A 22,270-nucleotide genomic window follows, 5' to 3' on the forward strand; every position below is an offset into this window, starting at 1 on the left:
AAACGTCTGCAACTATTAAGTCTTCTGTATGATATTGAAAGTGTCAAAAGGTGCATTGTTGGTTTTATGCAACCTCCAGCTCATTTAAGATAAAATCAATATTGACCACATTTGCCTTGTGATAGCTAACTAGTCTATTAAAAGACATCATATACCCTAAACCGTCCAATGCTTTGTTATCTGTTTTCTTCAGGCAGATTTCTTGTAGGTTCTCAATGATTTCGTTCACTATGGAATCTACTGTGTTGCCCGGGTTTACTTCTAACGACCGCAATGTTTTGGCTACCAATTCTTCATTTTTAGTATTGGCGTTAATATAATCTTTAATGGCTTGTTGTCTATGCTCATCTAAAAAGCTAATGTCACAATTGTTGAAATAATGGTTTACCTGCTTGTTTATGGCATACAGGTTACTTAATTCTTTTCCCAATAATTCTTGCTTGTCCATCATTTTTAAATTTATAATTTCATCATAATATAGTTTTTAAGGTTAATGTTTATTAATGTTATTGCACAATATAATATCTCAAAAATGTGATAATTAGAAACCATTTTATACATCTTTGCTAGCAAGTTTAAACGGAGTTATTTTATCTTCATCATCCAAATACCTTTGAGCAATACACTTGCCTACAAGTGGCTCGTATAGTTCATATTTCATATTACTGCCCGAAAATTTAGAGGTCCAGTAAACCAATTTCTTTAAATTAAGATTTGTGAACTCTTCCGGTATGCGCTTTTGAAATTCACAACCGGTTATACTCAAAACTTCCAATTGGGTGAGCGTAGCCAATTCTTTGGGTAGCGTGACTTGTTTAAAACCTTCTATTCCCAAAACACGAAGCGATTTCATAGTGCCTAACCATTGTGGTATTTCTCTTTTGCTGTTCTTTCCGCTTATTAAAAGTGTATCCAGATTTAAAGTGGCTATTGCTTCTGGGTAGGTTTTCATTTCTTTGGATATATGTTCTAACCAAAGATATTTTAAGGTTTTCCATTGGGTGATGGTCTCAACTGCATCATATCCAAAGTCATCACAGAAATTAACTTTAAAGGCTTCTATTTTTGAAACCTCTAAGGCAGCTACGGTTTGAACATCACAGCTGTAGAATTCTAGTATCTTAAGCTTATTTAAACTCACCTTTGGAAAATTTTGGATACCCTCACATTCTCTTAGCTCCAGATGTTCAAGATTGGGAGTTTGCTCCAAAACCGATTGCAATGAGGCACTATCTCCTTTGTAATTATTGAGTTGTAGGGATTTTAATTTTAAGTTTTTATAACCAGAAAGTCCCGCGCAGAATTCTGGTTTGTCTTCGGGAAACTCAATAAAAAGACGTTCTAAATTCGGACAAGTTTTTAACAGCTCAGCAACATTCTTAGCGGGACCGCTATATTCGTATTTCTTACTATTCTCTGGATTTTTAAGAAACCCGAATCCCGATTCACCTGCGATATAGGAGTTGTTTTTACCTAATTCCATCAGTTCGGCATCCACAACATTATAAAACTCTTTTAAATTGGATATAGGAGTAATTTCAACATACACCTGAGTTGCCGAACGTTTCGTTTTTCCAGGAACAATTCCTTTTAAACCTTTTATGGTCAGCTGCTCTGTATGTATTGGCAATGCATCTGTGCTTAATTCCAAATGATTATCGAATTGAGCAGTGAACTGTTTTAGTTTTTCAATTTTAGAAAGTGCTTTGGGTACAATTACCGAACTAGGTGCTTCGTCTACAGGTGTGGCATAAGAAGTGTTTTTATACAAGGTGACACTTTCTAATGTATCTAATTCATTTATCCCATCAAAAATCCAATCGAAGTTAGGTACTAGTTTAAAGGTTATGTTGGCTAGGTTTTTAAATGCTGCCAAGGTGTTTGTATGCTTTGTTTCCGGAGCTTCGCAATCAATTGAAATGGTGGTCAATTCTTGAAAAAACTCCGCATTGTCCAACACATAATTTAGCAGTTTGGGTGTGTCTAAATTCAGTTCTTTTCGGCTTGATTTTTTGGTCATTGGGGCAATGTCTACATTACGATTGCCAATTTTTGTCACCAAATTCGGTTTCGATTCAAAACCAAAAAAGAAATCTGCAGAAATGGTTGTTATTTTAGGGGCTATAAGTTCAAACAGCTTTAACTCTGGCATTGCTTCAAACCCTGTTGGCAAGGTTGCTAAACTGTCTGAAACTACTTTAAATTTTTCTATTTTCGGTAAGTTTTTCATTTCCTTTGGCAATGCTGTAAGCTCATCTAAACCGAACAAATCTATCTTGTTCAAAGTGGATGGAAATACAACTTCAGACAAATCTTCTACTCCTACATTTTGCAACTTTAGCACTTTTAAACTTGTGAGGTGTGACAGCCAATTGAAATCTTTTAAATAGGTATTGTTATCATCGCCTCCAAAAGAGTAATCGCCTTTAACGTTGAATTCTTTTAGTGCTTTTAGTTTACCTATTGAAGCAGGAATTTGCTTTAAGTAAGGCATGTTCAGCTTCATTTGCTTCAAGTTGACAAGGTTGCCCAACTCTTCTGGTAGTTGCTCAAAATCTGCCTTTATTTCCAATTTTTTTAAACTCGTCACTTGTGGCAAATACTCTAGAATAGGATTATAGCTGTTTCCCTCATCTTTTAGAGAGATTTCTAATTTTTGAATACCGTTTAATCTGCCTAATATATTCGGGTGTTCTACCAAACGGTCTAAAAAGTTTTTGGTGAAATTGAATAGCCCTAATTCGGGTTCTTTGAATAATAACGAGTGTAGTTTAAATAGGTCTAGTTCATCAGAAAGCAATCCGTATTCCAACATCGCAACCAATCTGGAGTCTACGGATTTCACACCTCCTTTTTGACTTATCTTTTTTCGGCTTTTAAATGCCTCCTGTAAATTCTCCGGTGCTTGCTTTTTTATAATGTTGGTACACTCCGTTCTAATTTCTTTGTTAGCCGTGGTTTTTGCTATAACAAAGATTTCATAGTAAAAATCTTCAGGGTAGCTGGCACTCTTTTTAACTGCTTCAAAAGATGCATCTATCTCAAAAAAATCGAATTGAGGAGTTTCGTTGGTATTCGGCATAACACACGTAATAGTTTAGATGTACAAAGTTTTTTAAATGCATGCGAATTTTTGTCACTGCATTCCGTGATATTAAGAACCAAAAAAATCCCGTAGTTGAAAAAATCCCCAAATTCCGTTAGAAGGAAAAGTTGAAATCCGGCTACCTTGCCATAATTAATTTGCGACTGTAAAATAACATTGTGCCGCGATAGTTTATATGTAGGCAATTGTTGTTAAGTCGTTATTTCAGAATAAAAAGCATAAAGAATAGCATCATATGATTCCAGCAGAAGAAGCTCATAAATATATAGGTCAACATCAAAAACCAGCAGTAGACCGTTTTGAATTTCGTCCCTTTTCTCAACCCTACAGAAGGCTTGGGCAAATTCTAGGCAGGATAAAAAAAGAGGAGTATACATACTATGATATAAATGACTTCATGAGCGAGTTTGATGATCCTTTAACCATCAACCCTTGGGCAACGGAAGAAGGTATGCGCTTGGGTATGCAATTATTTGGTTTGGTGCAGGCACCGTATTTAGCTGCCATGTGGGATTTTATTAACACCATGCCCTACCAAAGAAGCTATGGTCGTAAAGCGTTTAGGTCTCAACCCAGTGAAGATATTTTACAGAATAAACTAACGATATTCAGTAATTTTTTAAGCGCTAGCCGTTCTGGTTTTTGTGGACTCACCTTACAAGAACATTTTCAATACAGCACGTATTACCCACATTCTAACAGTGTTTTTTTAGCTATTGTTTTGCAGAATAGTGGAGATATGTTCAATGAATTATTGAACGATATTATTCAAGGCGAAGATGAAATTGGAGGTGTAAGTCAAGATATTATCAAAGCTTTGTTATTATCCGAAGATGAAAAGCATTGGGAGATGGTGGGTAAATTATTGTTGGCGGCACAGCGCCAAGAAGGTTTGCGACAGTCCATTTTGGAATCTATGGATGAAGCGGGACTCCAGTCTTTAAAATACATGATCAATGTGGTGTTGGAGAACGACCTTACCCGTTTCAGTAGTGTGGTACGGGCGGTAAACACTTGGTTCGGATTAAATTGGGAAGCGCCAAAGAAATCGGTCATCAATCGTATTTTAGAATTGGCGCATTCCCTGATTTTAAACTTAAAAGAAGTAGATACGCTGCTGCAGAGCAAGGATAATATTGAGGTGTTGGTGGCATTATGGGCTATCGGTATTTTAGATGCGGATAAAGCCAATGCCAAAGCCTTGGATATCGTGTATTCTTCAGCAGATAGAAACAAAAAGATTCTAGCGCTTTACTTTATGAGTAAAACCGAGCGTACCAATGATTCTTTGGTACCTTATTTCATAAAGGAATTAGGGAAAGATTATGCGCTAGACCATTGGATGGCGGTAAACTTACCGGAAATGCAGTTGGATAATGATACGTTCGTAAAATTGTTCGAGGTTGCAAAAACAGTTGGGAATAAGGGAAAAACATATGAAAGCAAGATTTTTTCTTGGTGGAGTTTTACCCCTAGCTCACAATATTTCTATCAGTTTTTATTGCATGAAGCTACGGAACAACAGCTGGAGCTAATGGCAAATGATTTAGATGAATTGCCATCGGAATTTAGGGAAACCTACATTCGTAAAGTTTTTCCAATACATTACAGTTATGCGTTTCACCACTATAAGACCGACGAGAAAAAAGTAAAGTTGGACTACGATAAATACTCATGGCGTAGGGCATTGGCAAGAAAGGCGGTGTACAATAGAAATGAGTGTGTTATGGCAACGGGACTCAACATTTTCCGAAAGATGTATTTATATGATACAGATTTGGAGATTGCAGAAGATTTGCTGAAACGCAAAGGTAAAAGTATGCGTACCGCAGTAATTCAACTATTGGTCAGTTTGCCTAATGATGATGTAAAAACAAGCGCCACCAATTTAGTAACGGCAAAAAGTATAGACCAACGATTGGCAGGTTTGGAGATACTCACCATTTTAGATGCCGAGAACAGATATCCAGATTTTGTTGAAGCGCAAGTAGCCGCCTTTAACGAGCGACCTAAAATCACTAAAAACGAACAGGTACTTTTAAATAAGTTCGTTAAAAATAAGGATGAATACAATTTCAGCAACGGTTTTGGAGCTATCGATTATGATAATCTAAGTGCCGTGTACCAACCCCAACCGCGCTTTGAAGTTAAATCTAGTTTCTTGGATAAATTGGGTATTAAAGGCTCCATATCCTCGGACTTTAAGTTTAAGGATATTATAGATGTCAATAAAATCATAGCCACCGTTAACAGCCTAATTGCTTTGGTGAACGAAAACGGAAAATATGAATACCAGATGGAAGGCTACCAAGGTGAAACCGATACTACTTTTATTAACCGCGGGCTTCATGATATTAAAAGACTAGACGAGCATGCCACGGCAGAAGACCGTTTGCATAATTTGCCATTGTCAAATATTTGGGTGGCTTGGTACGAGAAAAGTCAGCTGAACGATTTTGAAATGAGTGCCGTCTTGCGTTATCTAAACCATAAAAGTTATCCCTTTGGGCAGTATGAAGAACTGATACCTTTTATGAAACAGTTTTTTCCCGATTTAACAGGGCTACACCTTAATGACAATGAAAACTATTATACCAAAATAAGAACGTACAGTACCATTATTGGGCGTCTTTTTAAAGTGTACGCAGATAGAAGTACAGTTGTTTCGTATAAGTTGGATGTCTTTGAGGATATGGTTGCAACTTTTCCGGAACGGTTACGATATTTACAGTTTCAATTAAGTGGTTACCACCATTCCATTACGGCGAATTGGGCAGATATTATAACTACGTTTGCAGGTAATTTAAGTGCAAATGAAATTGAATTGCTTTCTAAAGATGACCTAAAAAGGTATTGGGACCTTCTTATGTATTTGGTAGCGCAAGACCTTGGTCATCCAGATGAGATAACCGAAATAAAGGAAATAACCAGGGAGAAACGAAATTCGGGCAACCTGAAGTTTCCAGATATTGAGGTGACCTTAAAATTATATAAAGAAGGATTGATCAATGACGATGACCTTCTTTTTCAAGCATTATATTCCAACGAGCTCATGTCCATCATTGATGGTGGTTCTAACTATAGATTCCGCAGGAGTACTATTGCAGAAAATCCCGTTCCCAAACATGTGTTTTTACCCTTAAAAACAAACTTGTTGGAAACCGAGCTGGAACGGGGTGATTTAGTGACTCCGGCAACGGAATTTATTTTTCCAATACATACCGTAGAAGGGGTAGACTTTGTTTTTAAGGTATTGCAACGTTTGGGAAAAGAAACCTTTGAGCGTGGCTACAGTTATTATGGCAATAGCAAAAGGTCGCTTTTCAGCTCTATTTTAAAGAAAACAACCTTTAAGGAAACCGAGAGTTATGCCGATTTTGTAGCATTGGCTGACGAACATAAAATACCCAAAAAACGATTGATAGAAGTGGCGTGCTACGCCACACAATGGGCAGGTGTAATTGGTGAATATTTAGGATTGGAAAAGTTGGAAGATGCCGTTTGGTGGTTTCAAGCCCACGCCTCTGATTATATGAGTAGTGAGAAAGAAACCATTATTTCTAGGTATTCCAACATTCCAAAATCCGACTTTTCATTGGGTGCCATAGATATTGATTGGTTCAATAAAGTGTACGGCAGTTTGGGTAAAGCCAACTGGAAAATATTGCACGATGCCGCCAAATATATTACCGATGGTAATGCACACAGGTTGGTAAAATTATATTCAAGCGTAATGTTGGGCGAGGTGAAAATTACCGAGACCTTAAAGAAAATCAAGGATAAGCGAGATAAGGATTATGTGCGTGCCTTAGGGTTGATTCCGTTAAGCAAAACCGTACCTGAGAAAGATTTGTTGAAGCGGTACAACCTGTTGCAAGATTTCTTAAAAGAAAGCAAGCAGTTTGGGGCACAGCGCCAAGAAAGCGAAAAGGCTGCGGTAGAAATTGCCCTAGATAATTTGTCTAGAAATGCGGGTTACCAAGACCGTGTACGTTTCAGTTGGGCAATGGAGGCGAAAGCAACCCAGACCATTATGGAAAATGCGGTGTTAACTATTGAAGATACAGCGATTGCCTTGGTCATCAACGACCTGGGTAAAGCCGAAATTAAAGTTACCAGAGGCGATAAATCCTTAAAATCGATTCCTGCTAAACTGAGGAAAGACAAGCAGGTAGTCGCGCTTAAGGAAAGCAAAACGTATTTGTCTAGACAGTACAGCAGAACCCGATTATCGTTAGAAAATGCCATGGTAAACGAAGATAAGTTTACCGCGTTGGAGATTCATAACATGATGCTGCATCCTATCGTAAAAGTGATGTTGAGCAAGTTGGTGCTGTTCGCTCCCGAAAAGGAAATTTCCGGTTTTTATACCGATGGTAGCCTAACGGATATTTCCGGAAAAACGCATCAATTGCAAGAAGAAGACGAGTTGGTCATTGCCCACGCATCGCATTTATACACTGCGGTAGAGTGGGATGTATACCAGAAACACCTCTTTGCAGAGCGTTTGGTGCAGCCGTTCAAGCAAGTGTTCAGAGAACTGTATTTGCTCACCGAAGATGAACGCGAGCACAGCAATAGGTCTGAGCGCTACCAAGGGCACCAAATTCAGCCCAAGCAGACCGTGGCACTGTTAAGAGGTCGCGGCTGGACGGTGAGTAGGGAAGAAGGCTTGCAGAAAGTATATCACAAACGCGGCTTCATCGCCACCATGTACGCCATGGCAGATTGGTATTCCCCATCAGATGTAGAGGCGCCAACGCTAGAAGAAGTGTGTTTCCATTCCATTGAAACCCACGAACGCATTCCGCTGACCGATATTCCGCCCGTGGTTTTTAGCGAGATCATGAGAGATATGGACCTTGTGGTAAGTGTTGCCCACGTTGGCGGCGTAGACCCAGAGGCGAGCCACAGTACCATGCAAATGCGCGCAGCCCTAGCCGAAGAATCGGCAAAACTGTTCAAGCTCAGCAACATAACGGTCAAAGAGCGCCACATATTTATACAGGGCACGTTGGGCGAGTACAGCATACATTTGGGTAGCGGTCAGGTGAGTAAAAACGGCTTGTCGTTGTCCATCATTCCCGTGCACAGTCAGCATAGGGGTCGCATGTTTTTGCCCTTCGTGGACGACGACCCAAAATCTGCCGAAATCATTTCAAAAATGAAGTTGCTATCGGAAGACAATAAAATACAAGACCCAACAATTTTGGCTCAGATAAACAGCTAAAAGTTAATGAAAAGGGCGTTACCCCACTTAGGTGGGGTCGGGCTTTTGTTGCAAGTCCGCGTGCTATCGCACTGTGGGCTTTTCACGACAATCCCTAACGCAAAAACAAAATAGAAACCAATGGAAATCATATTACAGCTAAAAAGACTGGGTAAGAAAAAGGTAAAACAAGTGCCTTTTACCTTAGAAGAAACGCCAAAAAATCTGGAAGAACTTTTAATCGGTTGTGTAAAAAATCAGGTAGCGGCGTTCAACAAAAAACGGATGGAAGTTAATGTGGTCGGTTTTTTGAGTCCCGCAGAAATTCAGGACCAGGCACAGAGCGGTAAAGTAGATTTTGGTGATTTAGCGAACAAAGACCTCGCCAACGAGCAAAAAGCGATAGAAAATGTGTTGCTAGCCTTTAAAGACGGACTCTTTGTAGTATTTATAGATGATGACGAAGTAACCGATTTGAAAGCACCTATAGAACTCACTTCAGAAAGTGTCATCGCTTTTATACGAATGACATTTTTAGTAGGTACATACTGGTAGAACGAGGAAATACCCGCAAGGCATAATCTACCTAAAAACACAAACAAACAACTAAAACGCATACAATTTTGACATATTTAGACAAGAGCATCAATGATGAGGTACAGAATTTAATGATAGACGTTTTTGAAGCTATCAAAACATCACAAGAAGCAGCGCTTAGCGCTGCCGAGCTATTAGCTACGCAAAATATCTTTGAGAACATTTTTGAGAAAGTAAAGAATACTGGTTTTTACAAGGAAGATGAAAATTTTAAACTGGTAAAAGCCATGAATATGGATACCGATGGTGAAACTGCAGAAGAAGCTTTATTTAACAGTTGGGGCAGTATGGTGAAGACCATAAATACCGCATCCTCTCAAGAAGAATTCAATGCTAAATTTGCCTTGTTCGTGCCCATTATTCTAAAAAGAATGACGGCTATAAATTAAGGAGCGGAATAGTCATTCAATTAAATAGCACCATTTTTTTTACTTATATCGGAAGAGATTTAATAGCTGCCTTCTTACTTTTTTACGCATATTATGGAATTCAATAAAAATTACCTTTCCACCTATTATAAGCATATACAAACGGATGATAATTTCCCTGAAGCTTTTCTCTATGAGCTTTTTCTAGTGGGCAAAATGACCAGGGACAAGGAAACCATTAATGAAATTGCTGAATACATAGAAAAATATGGTACGGTAGAAATTAATGCTGCTTTTAAGACTAGAAGTAAGTTACCGGAAAAGGGAGATGACAGTGAAAAAATACTAAACTCATTTATCAATTTCACTTTAAAAGACCCGCTATTTCCATTAGGTAAATTATATGGCAAGCTAGGCTTTTTACAGGTTTTTGTGAATGAAACCCTTGCAGAGAAGTTAGAAGAACAACCTGAAGTAATTCAAAGATTTGAGGGAATAGAAAAACTCATAATTGAAATCGATTTGCAAGACAACATTTTAGAGCAATTTTGCAATATTAAAACAATCAAAAGCCTAGAAATAGAAGGTAGTTACCAAAAATTGCCCGAAACTATTGGGGGTTTGGAAAACTTGGAGGAACTAGAATTGGATCTGGAACATTTACAGCAGCTTCCCATTAGCTTCTTCAATTTAAAATCCCTAAAAGAATTTTCGTTGACGCTAAGTATAAAGGAAGGTGAGCAGCCTTTTGTATTACCTAATAGGTTTCATAAGCTTACGAAATTGGTTGAATTAAATTTTTATGACGCGGCTCTTGAAGATATTTCAGAACTTTTGTTTCCTGAAAACATAAAGGAAATAGGGTTTTATCGCCTAAAAAACATCAAAAAAATACCGAAATCCATTGTTTCGCTCAATAGATTGGAAAAATTATCGATTTTCGATTGTGCAGATGTAGCAGAATTACCATCCGCAGAATTAATGTTGCATAATCTATGGATGTTGCGGTTGCAAAAACTTCCGCAGATTCATTGTATTGAAGATAAGTATCTGTTTTTACCAAATATTAGGTCTGTACGGTTAGATGAAAATGTTCAGATTAGTAATGGAAATACTGTTTTTGAAAATACAGAATTATCAATTTCAAACATTTCTTTACTGGAATATGTATTGAACCATCCTGAAAATTTTCCAAAGTTAAAAAAGTTGAAGGTTACTGAGTTATATGATTTTTCAAGCATAACCGTGGGCTTGGAACAATTAAAATCATTGGAAAGTATTGAAGTGTTTCAGTTGAAAAACAGCGAAATTCTATGGCGACACCTGGGTAAATGTTCTCAATTATCACATATAAAAATTGTAAATGCAGATGTAGAAACACTACCAGAAGATTTAAGGAATATAGAGAGCTTAGCAGTTTTGGAAATAAGTGATTGTTCTAATTTGGTACTGTATACGAACAGCCTGCCTGCTAGAATTAATGACTTTAAAATTGTGGGAATTAAGGAACTTGTTTCGGGTAACCGGCTTATTAGAACAGAGCGGACGTATTTAGATAGCGTACCGATACAAGATTTAAAGAACTTTTTTTGTCATTTTGTTGTTTCAAAATTACTATGGTCTATAACTGGTGGTGAACAGTTTTCTGAAGAAGACTTAACACAGTATTTGCCAGAACCTGAAAAGCTTAAAGAGCTAAAATCATATGGCACAACAGCTCACTTTCAAGATGTTTTAAAGTACTGTACCAAATTGGAGCGCTTGTGTTTAGCGAACAATAATCAGAGTAATTTGCCAATAAACAGCTTTCCTGCCAAACAATTAAAGGAGTTAAAATTAAAGTTATATAACGCAGGAAACTTGGAAGTTATTTTGGGTAATACACCTAATTTAAAAACCATATTTCTAGAACATTATAGGGTTGCCAATTCTTTTCCTGAGGTGAGATTGAACCAATTAGAAAATTTACATGTTTCTAGAAGTTCTTTGGCAACTTTTGAACCGTTAGAAGCCCCTGCGCTTAAAAACTTTAGTCTTTCATTGTGCTATGATTTTAATATGGAAGGGTATGAAAAGTTAGCCAAGTTTACTAGGTTAAAAAAAATACACTTTAATGGTATACATGATGATGTAGACAATGTTCCCGAGAATATAACATCCCTTGACCTTACGGAATTAAACTTTGGTTATCATATGAAGGCAGTTCCAGAATACCTAAAAAAGCTACAAAATCTAGAGACGTTGTATGTAGATAATATAGATTTTGATCACCTGCCAACTTGGATTGCGGATTTACCTAAGCTTACGCGTTTAAGTATTGACGGGTGTTCATTTAAGTATAGTGTTCCTGAATATTTTCAGAAATTAAAATTGAAAGAGCTCAAGTATTACATTTCAAAATTTAAAGGTAGCAATATGTCTCCTGAGAAGTATAAATATTTAATTACACCTGGTTATACTATCTTGAAAAAGGAGTTTAGTAATCATGTGAATACATACTTCTAATGGAATAAGTATATAATATCACTGAAAACGGGTACTAATTTCTACGCTATACGGTCCATCTTTACTGTATCAAATTAAAACAGAATTATGGATTTTAAGACAATGCTGCAGCTACCTGTGCTGGAAATTTCTCAGGTGCTCAAAACTCTTCAAGAAATAGCGGACGAAGAACGAAATAAAGAAAAACCCCAAATGCCCAACGTGTCTATCGGTACCAGTAGAGGTAATGTCTCTGGGTACTTCATTAATTATGACACGGAAAAAAGCATCGTTTTACTCGGTAATTGGTACGACCACAAACCGGATTTGCAATACGTGGAGTTGCATTCCATTGTTTCGATCTCGCTAGGGAATATTGAAAATTACCTATATCAATTTTCAGATGGTAACATTCCTTTTACGCCGAATGCAGATGATGTGCCGACTCTACTTCAACTTAAAAAGGAGATTAGAGATTTAGAGCAATCAGCAGAAAAGATGTTGGGGAAAGCAATTACGATCAACTATGCGTATGAGGAAAAGCCAGACGATGTAGAAAAGTTCTATGCCAAGAAATCAATCTCAATTTTAGAGGGCACATTAGAATCCATAGCCACCGATACACTTGCCAAAGAAGCGTTCGTAAATGCGATTGCCAAAATCTCTTTTAAACTGGAGAAAGCGAATAACGTGAGCTTGGAAAATGAACTGCTTTCTATTTCCATAGATGTTTCAAAAGGGCTAAAGAGTGTCGCATCAAAAACTAAATTGCAAGATCGTATAGAAAAATGCTTGTAGCCTGTTAAGGTCAAAATTGCAGTAAACAAAAAAAGGAAAGCCCATTAGGCTTTCCTTTTTTACTAACAACATAGTCTTTACAGACCAATATTCTTAAAGATTGTTCTCCAAGAATTCTCTAATGACCAAATCAGAGAAATATCCACTGTGGTGACCTCCCCAGCAAGCTGTAAGTGAGAAAACACCATCTTCTATCTTCAGTTCTTTTTTGTCTTCTGCACCCTCATTGGCTATGCAATACACTTCAATCTTGTTAATACTTTCCGCAATGGCTTCTTTACCTAAATCGTCGGTACAAACTTCTTTGAAAGCATCTGTAAAACGCTGTAAACAAACGCTTGGTACAAATTTTATATAATCCATTTCAAAGGTATCCCAGTTAATGTTAATCGGTAATTCTTTACCTACTATTTCATTAATCTCGGTTTGGTAATCCCCTACATATTGTTCTTCAATTGCCTTGGCGGCTCTTTTTTCTTGTAATCCCATGATGAATATTTTAGATGTAATTTTGAATACTTCAAAGGTATTTTAAGGCGTTAGTTTCTAAGCACCCCTATTAAGTGAAAAGTAAAACTCACGGAATTCCGTGAGGTGTACGGCAGGCAATCGTTTTAACTTCACTTTATAAAATTTCAGGTATGAAAACATTGATTGTAATAGGCGTTTTACTTGTGCTGTTTTTCATTTTCGTAAACAATTTTTCTCGTTTTATGGGTGGAATCTCAACCAACAAAGCAGCTGACAATTTGGAGCAATACTTAGAAAAAGAACACAACGGTGAGCTTGGTTTTAGGGAACTAAATCGGTTCTTTAATGCCGCTACCATGAATCCGAATATGTTTACCGTGGTTATTTTCAATAAAGAAATACCTGAAATTGAATTTTACTGCCATGTGAACCCGAAAAAGCTGTTGGAGAACGATACCTTATCGTACTATGGAACGGAAAACTTAAAAATTGCGGACCTCTACGAAAGAGAACGCAAACGCTATGAAACGCGACAAAAAGTAAAAGCCGATTTTATAAATGAAATTCCTGAAATCAATTTTGAGAACGATAGGTTTGAAATTTTTATTCCTGGGGAAATAAAAACAGCTGCTTTACATGATTTGATAGATAGGTTTGTCGCAAGGTTGAACAGCTCTTATGAGGAGTTGGATATTCCCTACACCATGTCTTTGTTTATCAAGACCGAAGCCCATCCCGAAGGATATATTGATATTCCGCTAGAGAATATTGAAAATCAATGGCAGCCGCAAATGTTTATGCTTTCGCCAAAAATGAGCGATTTTGATGCTATAGAAAATAAGATAAAAGAGCGTGTGCAGTCCGATTTGGATACCTCATATCCCAATTATGAAATAGACGAATCTTATAGAAAAATTATCTTGGATAAAACGGCATTGTCAAAAATTGCATGGGTGCAATACCTGAACGATACAACGATAGATAATGACAAAAACGAGAAATGGCAAAACCCTTTAACCGGACTCTATGTTACCTATTACGATATAGATACGGGGCATTTATATTTTGGGGAAATGATATCTCAGGAAAACGATAAAATTAGCTATGATGAGACTTTAGAACTCATCAAATTACGGGTTGAAGCCGAAGGAATTCAAATGTAAAAGTGGCTGAGTTTAGTCGAACAAGCCAGATTCAATGGCGTATTTCACGGCTCCAGTCGTTGTTTTTGAGCCTGTTTTTAAAAGGATGTTCTTTCTGTGCGTTTCTACGGTATTGACCGATATAAAAAGCTTTTCCGATATTTCTTTGGAGGTCAGTTCGTCTGCTAACAGGCTAAGCACTTCTTTTTCTCTTGGAGAAAGCTCAATATTCTTATACTTTTTACGCTCAAAAATACTTTCCATATAACGCTGTTTAATGACTTCGGAAAAGTATTGCTCGCCGTCTAAAACGGTGCGTACCGCTTTTTGTAATTCTTCTTTACTGGTGAATTTTGGTACAAAACCGTCGGCACCTTTTTGAATGACCTTGTGTACCGTTCTGTGATTGTCCAACATGCTCAACATGATAATCTTTACGGTACTGTGTTTCTTTTTTATATTGGTCAACAATTCAATACCGTCCATTTTTGGCATATTGATATCGCTGATAATCAATCCTATTTCAAACTGGTTCAACAACCGCACCACCTGTTTTCCTTCCGTGGCAAGGTGTACTTCACCTATCTCGGGCATGTCGCCCAAAATGGTGTTGATGCCTTCAAGAAACATTAAATGGTCGTCTGCTATAATGATGTTGATTTTCTTCACGATGTCTGTTTTAAAGGAATATCTATGGTAATGGATGTTCCGCTGCTGGCACTGCTATCGATGTCTAAAGAACCTTTCATTTTTTGTAAGCGTTCTTTTATATTTCGCAGTCCTATACCTTGTTTTTTATGTTCATGAAAGCCTTTTCCATTATCGTTGACCACAATATTCAAGTGGTCTTCGTGCTTGGTAAGCTGCACTTCTGCGTTGGTAGCTTCGGCATGTTTAAGAATGTTGTTGACCAATTCTTGTACCACACGGTAGACATCGGCAAGAAGAGCATCGGGCAATTGATTGATATCTTCCTCCGGATAAAAAAAAGTTTGAAAATCTATGGTGGCGCTTTTGGAAATCTGGTCTATAAAATCGCTCAAGAAATTCGTAAAACCCAGTGCGGCAAAAGCCGGTGGATGCAATTGATGCGAGAGTCCGCGCACATCGGTACAGGCATTATTTATTGCCGTTAATATTCTTTTGGTCTGAGGTTTTTCTTGTTGGTCTTCTATGTAATGCTCAAAAGCTATTTTAATTCCTGCCAGATCACTGCCTATACCATCGTGAATTTCTCGTGCCAGGCGTGCACGTTCTTCATCTTGCCCTTGTTGATATTTTTCTACCGCCGACAACCTGTAATCTTTGATCATCTGGTTTATTTTCTGGTCGGCATTTTCTTCGCGCTGCATGCTCAATTCTTGCTGCACTTTCAATCGCTTAAAATATTGGTGACGCAGGATAAGCAGGGAAATCAGGACCAATACAAATCCGGCAATAAAAGCATTTCTAATAATACGTTGTCTCTTAACTGTTAGCTCTGCCTTTTGAAGTTCGGCTTCGCCCAGTTTTTGTTCTTTTTCAAGTAGGTCTATTCGCGTTTCTTTCAATTGCGTTTCATACCGCTCTTGTAGCTCGGCAACATATTTTTCTTTATCCAATGAGTTTTGCTGCGAAAGTGTACTCACTCCTTTTTCGTAAAATGCTAGTGCCTTCTTGTAATCACTTTCATCTTGATATAATTGAGAAAGGTTCTTGTAGATGTCCGATTTGTATTGTCTGATGGATTGTTCTTCGCCCATTTCCAAAGCTTGTTCAAAATAGGAGATGGCTTGTTTGGTATGCCCTAATTTACTTTCGCATAAACCCAGGTCGTTCAGAATAATGACCATATCCGATTTAAAATCGACTTCTTTTAAAAGTGACAAGGTTTTCTTTAAAGAAATAACCGCTTCTTTATACTTGTTCTCTTTGACCAACATTTGCGAAAGATTCATGTTGATATACGCAATTACCGCTTTGTTCCCTTCTTTTTCACGATAGTCCAAAACGGTTTTAAAATGTTCGCGAGCGGCATCATATTTTCCTTGCTCTTTTAAAATACTCGCATAATTAAAGAGGGTTACCAGTACGCCGTCATCATCGTCCAATTCTCGGTAGAGGTCAGCGGCACGGTCTAAATTTTCGGTTGCCTTTTTATATTCTTTTTGTAAAACGTAAAGGGTAGCTATATTTTGGTAGGCATTCGCTTCTTGCTGGGTGTCGTCCATTTTTTCGGCATACCGTAAACACTCCAAAAAGCTTTCCATTGCTTTGGGGTAATTGCCAAGATTTTTATAGCCCAACGCCAAAATATTATAGCTTGCCGCCAAGCCGTTTTCCATCTCTAGCTCTTTTAGCAGTTCAATGGTTTTTTGGGTTTCACTGACCGCCGTTTTATAATCGCCCGAAATATTGCCCAGATTCGCCAGTGCATAATGCGCCCTGATGGTATGTATTTTCAGCCCTAATTTTTCACTTTCTTCAAGCCATTTTTGTGCAGCTTCTTTTGCTAATATAGGTTGTGCATATACGTTTTTTTGATAAACGTATGAAAGCGAGTCCATTAGCTTGTTGTTATCTTTGTTTTGTGACCAACAATTCGTGTAAGCCCCTAAAAATAGGAAGATGATGAGAATTTTATGTAGTGTAATTAGCTTCATTTAAGAATGGGCAAAATTACCACCTTTAGGCGAAATGGGCAGCCTTAATGCGCTTTTTCATTTCCTTTAATTCCTCTTGTTCCTCTGGGTGCATTTCAAAATTAAATCGTGCTAGGTTTTCCATGAGGTTGTGCTGTAGAAAAAGGTCTTCTTCGCTTTGCGATTTTGCCAATTCTTGCTGCTCCCTCAGTTGATTTTCGATAGGATTGTCCCTACTTAAAAGCATGGAAATATATTTGTTATACCCACTCATATCCTCCAATCCTTTGGCGTTGTTTTTTAAAGTGTGCAACAGGTTATTGAAATCTTTCGGGAATTCAAAAAACGCACGTTCCGGATAGCTTTTCAGCACATTTAAGAGGACTTCGTAGGCTTCTTGATGTCGCTGTTCATCATTTAAAATGTTGGCGTAGGTATAGTCCGTTTTGAACTCGCGTGCTTCAGGAGCTTCTTTTTGTATGGTTTCGATAATAGTGAGGCAGAGTGAATTGTTAAAGCCCTCCTTGGCACAAGTCAACGCTAGTTTTAGATAGAGCGCCTTGTTGATGGCTTTTGATGCCGCTATCATTAACGATTCTGCAGCAGCAGTGTGATTATCTAACATCCAGTAGATTAAGCCATTATTTCTGAAATCTTCAAAGGTTTCCGGTTGTTGATTTATGTTTGCTTCCGTTACATCTTGTAAATCCTCTGGTTTCTCAAGTAGAAAATCATAAAAACAAATCCATTGAAAAATAGGATATAGTTCTTCTGCCAGTTTCCCCTGTTCGTGATTGTAAATGGCGTACTTGTAACATTCCTCGTATTCGCCCTGTTCAAAAATGGTTTCAACGGCAAGGTTGGTCGTGTTGAAATAGTCGTCGTCCCCATCAACGTAGTAATTGATTTCTGCTTGTTGATCTATGAAATACTGGGTGTAGTTTCGTTTTCTTTTATTGATGATCATACGGTAGTGGAGCATCCACGGAGCATAGGAGCGGGAGTGTAACGGAAAATCTTGAAGCGCTTCGTTCAGTACTACCAACGCCTCATCATCTTGGTGGAATTTAAACAAAGCCCTTGCCTTAAAAAACATGGATTTTAATGTGGGCGTATGTCTTATATGAAATTGCTTTACAGTATCTAGAACGCCCTGGTAACTTTCAATTCTGTTGTTCAGTTCAATTAAATATAGCAAATAATTATCCATGGTGAGTCCGTTTCTAAACGCCTCATGGTAGACTGCCCCAGCTTCTTGATATTTATTTAGGCTTTTAAGGTACATTGCTTTCAGGTTTAACAACAACGGATTTTTCTCGTTGAGCGCCAAACCTTGTTTTAAGCAAATTTCTACCGCATTGCTGTTATTGGAGTGAAAATACGCGGCATTCCCTAACAACAAATAATGATGCTGCGCTAGTTGCCAGCCGGAATTGACAAGTGCCTCCATAAAGACTTTGTATTCGGAAAAGTTGGTGAAATCGGTTTCCGGAAAATCTGGTTTCTGAGGTGCTTTTAATATTTGGGGAACCAGATCATATATCATAAAAGCCTTGGCATAGTCTGCCAATACATAACGACTCTGGTCCGTGAGGTCTAGCGTTTTCCATTCGCTCTTCCAAAGCTCGATTACTTCAACCGACCTGTTCTCCCATATGGCAACTTGAATATAGGTGAGTAATTTAGTCTTCTTGTCTAAACGCGTGTCTAGTTGTAGACCCTTTAAGACTTGGAGATTATGGGTTGCAGAGGCTAAATCTAGCAATTGATAGCAATCTGCTTCCTCGGTTGATGTTACTAAATCGTCTAGTTGTGCCGATTGAATTTCCCATAATAAAAATCTTGCTTCGGTAGTGGCAGGGTAGCACTCCAGAACATATTTTAACACGGCAATGGCTTCGGTATATTGCTTTTCTACCTGTAATTTTAAGGCGTAATGTATGTGCAGCGTTTCGTTATACGGATACTTTTGTAGGGCTTTTTCATAAACCGCTTCCGGACATGTTTTGTAATAGCTACAGATGTATTCATAGTCGGAAGCCAATACTTGACCAACCTGCTCAAGCGCCTCTACATAGGAATGCATCACCTCTATATTCACCTTTTCAAAGGCACCCATATACAACATGAAAAATCGGTAATACCGTGCATTATCCTTAGGATATTTATACCCCAGTACATCAAGATTATCTTGTATAGCCGTAATAATCGGATTTAATTCGGCATATTTTTTAGCTATTAAAAGCGCATGGGCTTCTTCTATATGTTGTAAAACTTCTTGTCTTGTTAAGCTCATATGTTCCATTCTTTAAACCTGTCGGCATGATGAATATTCAATCGTTGGTAGCATTCCCAAAGTGTTTCGGTGCCAGGGTATTTACTAATGTCAGGTTCCGAAGCCCCGCGTATAAACTCATCGCCAATACACACATTGCGGTGAAATTCGCCCCAACTAGAAAATGTTTTTTTCATTCTTGTGTCCACGTCTTCTAAGCGCATGGCTATTTCTTCGGGCTTTATAAAACCGAGAGCGCCACCTATGCGCATTAGAAAAATGTAATAGGCAAACTCATAACCGTACAGCTTTTGATCTTTAAGGCTAAAACGGTATCTCCAAACCAGTTTATAGGCATTTTTGCTCGTAGGGTTTTTTATGGCATTGAACTTGGCTTCAAAAGTATTGGTAGTATCGTTACGCAACTCCATTGCCAGTTTTTCAAAAGGGTTTGATGCCATTTCACCTGTTTCGTAACGATGCAAACTGTTACGAAGGTGTACGCCAGAAAGTATACCGTGTAGCTTGGCAATACGCTCTACATTTTTCAATTGTAGATGGTCTTCAATATCAAATCCGTACCAACTATTTAAGTCCGCCTTTTTGTAATTGTTCATCAAAACCAAGGCAGAAAGGTTGAGTTGATCTTGAGTTTTTGATGTTATTTCTGCTGTCATTCTCTAAGCTTTTAAGTCGTTGACCACTTGCAACAAAGCAGTTGTTAAGTTTTCTGGGTAGGCTCCGGAATTTGCCATCGCCTTTAGTCCCATCTCGTAAGAGCTTGCCATTTTACTGTCTTTTGCCAGTTGTACGAACAAGCTTCTGCATAAATTACCATAGGGTTCCAACGGGGTTTCCGGGGCTAGATCTTTATCTAGCAAGGTCATGTAAAGGGCTTTTATAAACTTTGCTTCAATGGTAGGTTCTTCTGTCAACCAGGTATTAAATGCTGTTGTGTTAGTATCCAAAACCTCAAGCAGTTTGCTGTCGCAGGTTCCTTCGGTTTTATAATTTTCTAAATTGTGTAGTACCGCATTGGCATATTTGGGGTCGAACGCTACTTGTGAAAAATCAATTTCAGATGTCTGTAGCTGTTCAATAAGAACGGCTTTTTCAGATTTTGGGGCTTCTACCATATGGTGGTCATGGAATTTGTTGATAGCCTCTTGTAATGTTTTGCGATGCGCAAAGTGTGCTTTACTGTAGATGAACATATTGTCTGCTGTTTCTTTTGCAAGATTGTGTTCCATTAATTCTTTAAGGAAGTCTTCTAAATAGTTTTCGATATCCGTTTTGATGGACTGAAAGAACTCATTGGATTCAGCTTTCTGCTTACTTTTTTTATGGAAATCAAAAAGATGCATTAAAGCCTTGTTCACGAAAGACGTTACGTTTTCATCCAATTCATTAAGGTAGGCGGCACTGCGTCTACCTTGTGTATTCAACATATGTGGCACCCAAACCGACTCGCTGCCCAAACTATAATAGTAGTCGCTTAAGAAATTATACCAGCTTTGTAGGAGACCCAAAAACAAAAGGCGATTTTCATTTACATACTGCAATTGCACATAATCATTACACAAGTTCAGTACACTGTCGTCTATGCTTTTTAATGCCCAAATTTTATTTACACGTGTAAAATTGTTGGTTTCTGCAAATAGCGCCGTTAGCGTTTTAACGAGTAATGGAAGGTTCGCTTTTCTGATTTCTTCCGTTGCTTCTTTGGCGGAATATGCCATTTTTTCTAGATAACCGAATAGAACCTCTTGGTTTTCTGAATTGAAAAGTGTCGGTAAAGTTTCACGAGCATCATAAAATGCTAGAATCAAAAACTGATTTAGAGGGTCAGATATGTTCGATGATGCCAAGTTCGAAATCCACACATTCAGATTCTCGGTAATTTGAAATACTTCTGTAATAAGATGTTCACCCGTAAGTTGAACGTCTTCATTACCCAAACGAACCACTGGAAGTTTTCCGTCTGAATTTGCCTTTAGAAATCTAGAAAATAAACTGTTGTACAGTTCAATTTGGTCTGCTATACCAGTTTTAGGATTACACTTTTCAAACCAAAACGGAATAAAATCGACTGGAAGTACGGCGGAATTTTCTTCCGTTAGAATATGCTTTCCGAACTCTTGAAAAGCTTCGGTGTAAAAATTACTACCTCTATCGGCTTTTAACCAATCTAAAAATCTTTGATAACATTGGTCCAGTTGTTCTTGAGGAATGTTTTTATCTCGGTTATTGAAAAGAAGTACGTCGCCAGCATCCCATTGTTTACTGCCTAAAGCTGTGATTAACGGAAAAATACCTTCGGAAGTCTGTAGGTTCAATAAGGCTAAGCCTTCATCCTCTACAAATAAGAACCGTTCGTTTAAGGCTTTATGCGCTACATGTGCCAGTTCTGTATTTTCCTGATAAAAGGCAGCTAGTTCTTCACTCAACCAAGCTTGCATTACATTGTAAGCGCCCGGCAGATATACTTTTCCAACTGGCAGCATTTGGTGCATAGTGTTTACCAATACATGCCAATCTCCTTCGTAAAAATGCTGAACAAATTCGTTGTTAATTCTGAAGGGATATTTTGAAAATGTTTTATCTGCATTTAAAACAGAATAGGTTCCAGTAAGAATCTCATAAGTAATGCAGTTTTGTATGATAAAATCTGAATTCACACAATCGCGAATATCAAGAGCACGATGCATTAAAAAACGGGCAACGGGCAGCGAAGCGGAAGATTCGCTGTGCACTAATGTTTTTAAAACGCTAAAAATTTGTGTTAGCTCATCTTCTGAAATAGCTTCGCTTTGAAGAAAACCAAGATTAAAATACAGAAATGCAATCAGTTTTTCTGTGCTTTTTTTATCAGGATAAAATCCGTTTTCTAATAGTGGAAGCCAAGAGATTGCGAATGCTGCACCCTCTTTTTCATTGGCATAAATTTCTGGATGATAAAAGATTTGTTGTGCCAAATCCTCAGTAAAAACAGTTTCAATGTTTTGATTGTCCACACTATTTTTTAGTTGCTCAAATACTTCGGTGTTTTGGCAATCTTGTAATTCTAAAACCTGTAGTAAAGCTTTTGTATTAGGTGCTTCCAGCTCCTTGAGTTCTAACTTCGGAATTACTTTATTCTTGAAAATTTCTAACATGTAATTAGATGTTCTGGTAGGTTGTAAATTGATTTTGATGGTAG

At 37.9% G+C, this 22,270-nt stretch carries 14 protein-coding genes; 6 read left to right on the forward strand and 8 right to left on the reverse strand.

What is annotated here, in order from left to right; all coding sequences use genetic code 11:
• Nucleotides 1-64: 64 nt before the first annotated feature.
• A complete protein-coding gene (locus DCS95_RS09275; RefSeq protein ID WP_164674158.1) occupies nt 65-451 on the reverse strand; it encodes a hypothetical protein in 387 nt (128 codons plus the stop codon).
• Between the two features lie 102 nt (nt 452-553).
• Nucleotides 554-3,082, reverse strand: a complete 2,529-nt coding sequence (locus DCS95_RS09280) for a leucine-rich repeat domain-containing protein (protein ID WP_116770505.1) — start codon at nt 3,080-3,082, stop codon at nt 554-556.
• A gap of 259 nt (nt 3,083-3,341) precedes the next feature.
• Here DCS95_RS09280 and DCS95_RS09285 point away from each other — a divergent pair, with 259 nt between their 5' ends.
• The 5 genes from DCS95_RS09285 (at nt 3,342) to DCS95_RS09305 (ending at nt 12,562) form a co-directional block, all read left to right on the forward strand.
• Nucleotides 3,342-8,336: a DUF4132 domain-containing protein gene (locus tag DCS95_RS09285; protein WP_116770506.1), complete on the forward strand. Its 4,995-nt coding sequence runs from the start codon at nt 3,342-3,344 to the stop codon at nt 8,334-8,336.
• Between the two features lie 120 nt (nt 8,337-8,456).
• The gene (locus DCS95_RS09290; protein WP_116770507.1) at nt 8,457-8,870 is read left to right on the forward strand and encodes a hypothetical protein; all 414 of its coding nucleotides are present in this window, start codon (nt 8,457-8,459) and stop codon (nt 8,868-8,870) included.
• Nucleotides 8,871-8,938: 68 nt separating this feature from the next.
• On the forward strand, nt 8,939-9,301 hold the full coding sequence (locus DCS95_RS09295; RefSeq protein WP_244178428.1) for a hypothetical protein: 363 nt from the start codon (nt 8,939-8,941) through the stop codon (nt 9,299-9,301).
• A 93-nt stretch (nt 9,302-9,394) separates the two neighbouring features.
• Nucleotides 9,395-11,785: a leucine-rich repeat domain-containing protein gene (locus tag DCS95_RS09300; RefSeq protein ID WP_116770509.1), complete on the forward strand. Its 2,391-nt coding sequence runs from the start codon at nt 9,395-9,397 to the stop codon at nt 11,783-11,785.
• A gap of 87 nt (nt 11,786-11,872) precedes the next feature.
• Nucleotides 11,873-12,562 carry a hypothetical protein gene (locus DCS95_RS09305; protein ID WP_116770510.1) on the forward strand — a complete coding sequence of 230 codons (690 nt, stop codon included), beginning with the start codon at nt 11,873-11,875 and terminating at the stop codon, nt 12,560-12,562.
• Between the two features lie 93 nt (nt 12,563-12,655).
• Here DCS95_RS09305 and DCS95_RS09310 read toward each other — a convergent pair whose 3' ends face one another.
• Nucleotides 12,656-13,051 carry a hypothetical protein gene (locus DCS95_RS09310; protein WP_116770511.1) on the reverse strand — a complete coding sequence of 132 codons (396 nt, stop codon included), beginning with the start codon at nt 13,049-13,051 and terminating at the stop codon, nt 12,656-12,658.
• A gap of 152 nt (nt 13,052-13,203) precedes the next feature.
• On the opposite strand from DCS95_RS09310, the gene DCS95_RS09315 reads away from it, so the two are divergent.
• A complete protein-coding gene (locus DCS95_RS09315) occupies nt 13,204-14,196 on the forward strand; it encodes a hypothetical protein (protein ID WP_116770512.1) in 993 nt (330 codons plus the stop codon).
• Nucleotides 14,197-14,208: 12 nt separating this feature from the next.
• On the opposite strand, the gene DCS95_RS09320 is transcribed toward DCS95_RS09315, so the two are convergent.
• From DCS95_RS09320 to DCS95_RS09340, 5 genes are all read right to left on the reverse strand, one after another.
• Complete coding sequence (locus DCS95_RS09320) at nt 14,209-14,844, reverse strand: response regulator transcription factor (RefSeq protein WP_116770513.1); 636 nt, start codon at nt 14,842-14,844, stop codon at nt 14,209-14,211.
• Nucleotides 14,841-16,721, reverse strand: a complete 1,881-nt coding sequence (locus DCS95_RS09325; RefSeq protein WP_244178429.1) for a tetratricopeptide repeat-containing sensor histidine kinase — start codon at nt 16,719-16,721, stop codon at nt 14,841-14,843. The genes DCS95_RS09320 and DCS95_RS09325 overlap by 4 nt, the downstream gene beginning before the upstream one ends.
• Nucleotides 16,722-16,842: 121 nt before the next feature.
• Complete coding sequence (locus DCS95_RS09330) at nt 16,843-19,092, reverse strand: tetratricopeptide repeat protein (RefSeq protein WP_164674159.1); 2,250 nt, start codon at nt 19,090-19,092, stop codon at nt 16,843-16,845.
• Nucleotides 19,089-19,748 (reverse strand): DUF1266 domain-containing protein, encoded by a 660-nt coding sequence (locus tag DCS95_RS09335; RefSeq protein WP_116770516.1) that lies wholly within the window; start codon nt 19,746-19,748, stop codon nt 19,089-19,091. Before DCS95_RS09335 ends, DCS95_RS09330 begins: the two co-directional genes overlap by 4 nt.
• A 3-nt stretch (nt 19,749-19,751) precedes the next feature.
• Nucleotides 19,752-22,226, reverse strand: a complete 2,475-nt coding sequence (locus tag DCS95_RS09340; protein ID WP_116770517.1) for a hypothetical protein — start codon at nt 22,224-22,226, stop codon at nt 19,752-19,754.
• Between the last annotated feature and the right edge of the window lie 44 nt (nt 22,227-22,270).

The organism is Maribacter litoralis, from assembly GCF_003075045.1.
Classification (GTDB): domain Bacteria; phylum Bacteroidota; class Bacteroidia; order Flavobacteriales; family Flavobacteriaceae; genus Maribacter; species Maribacter litoralis.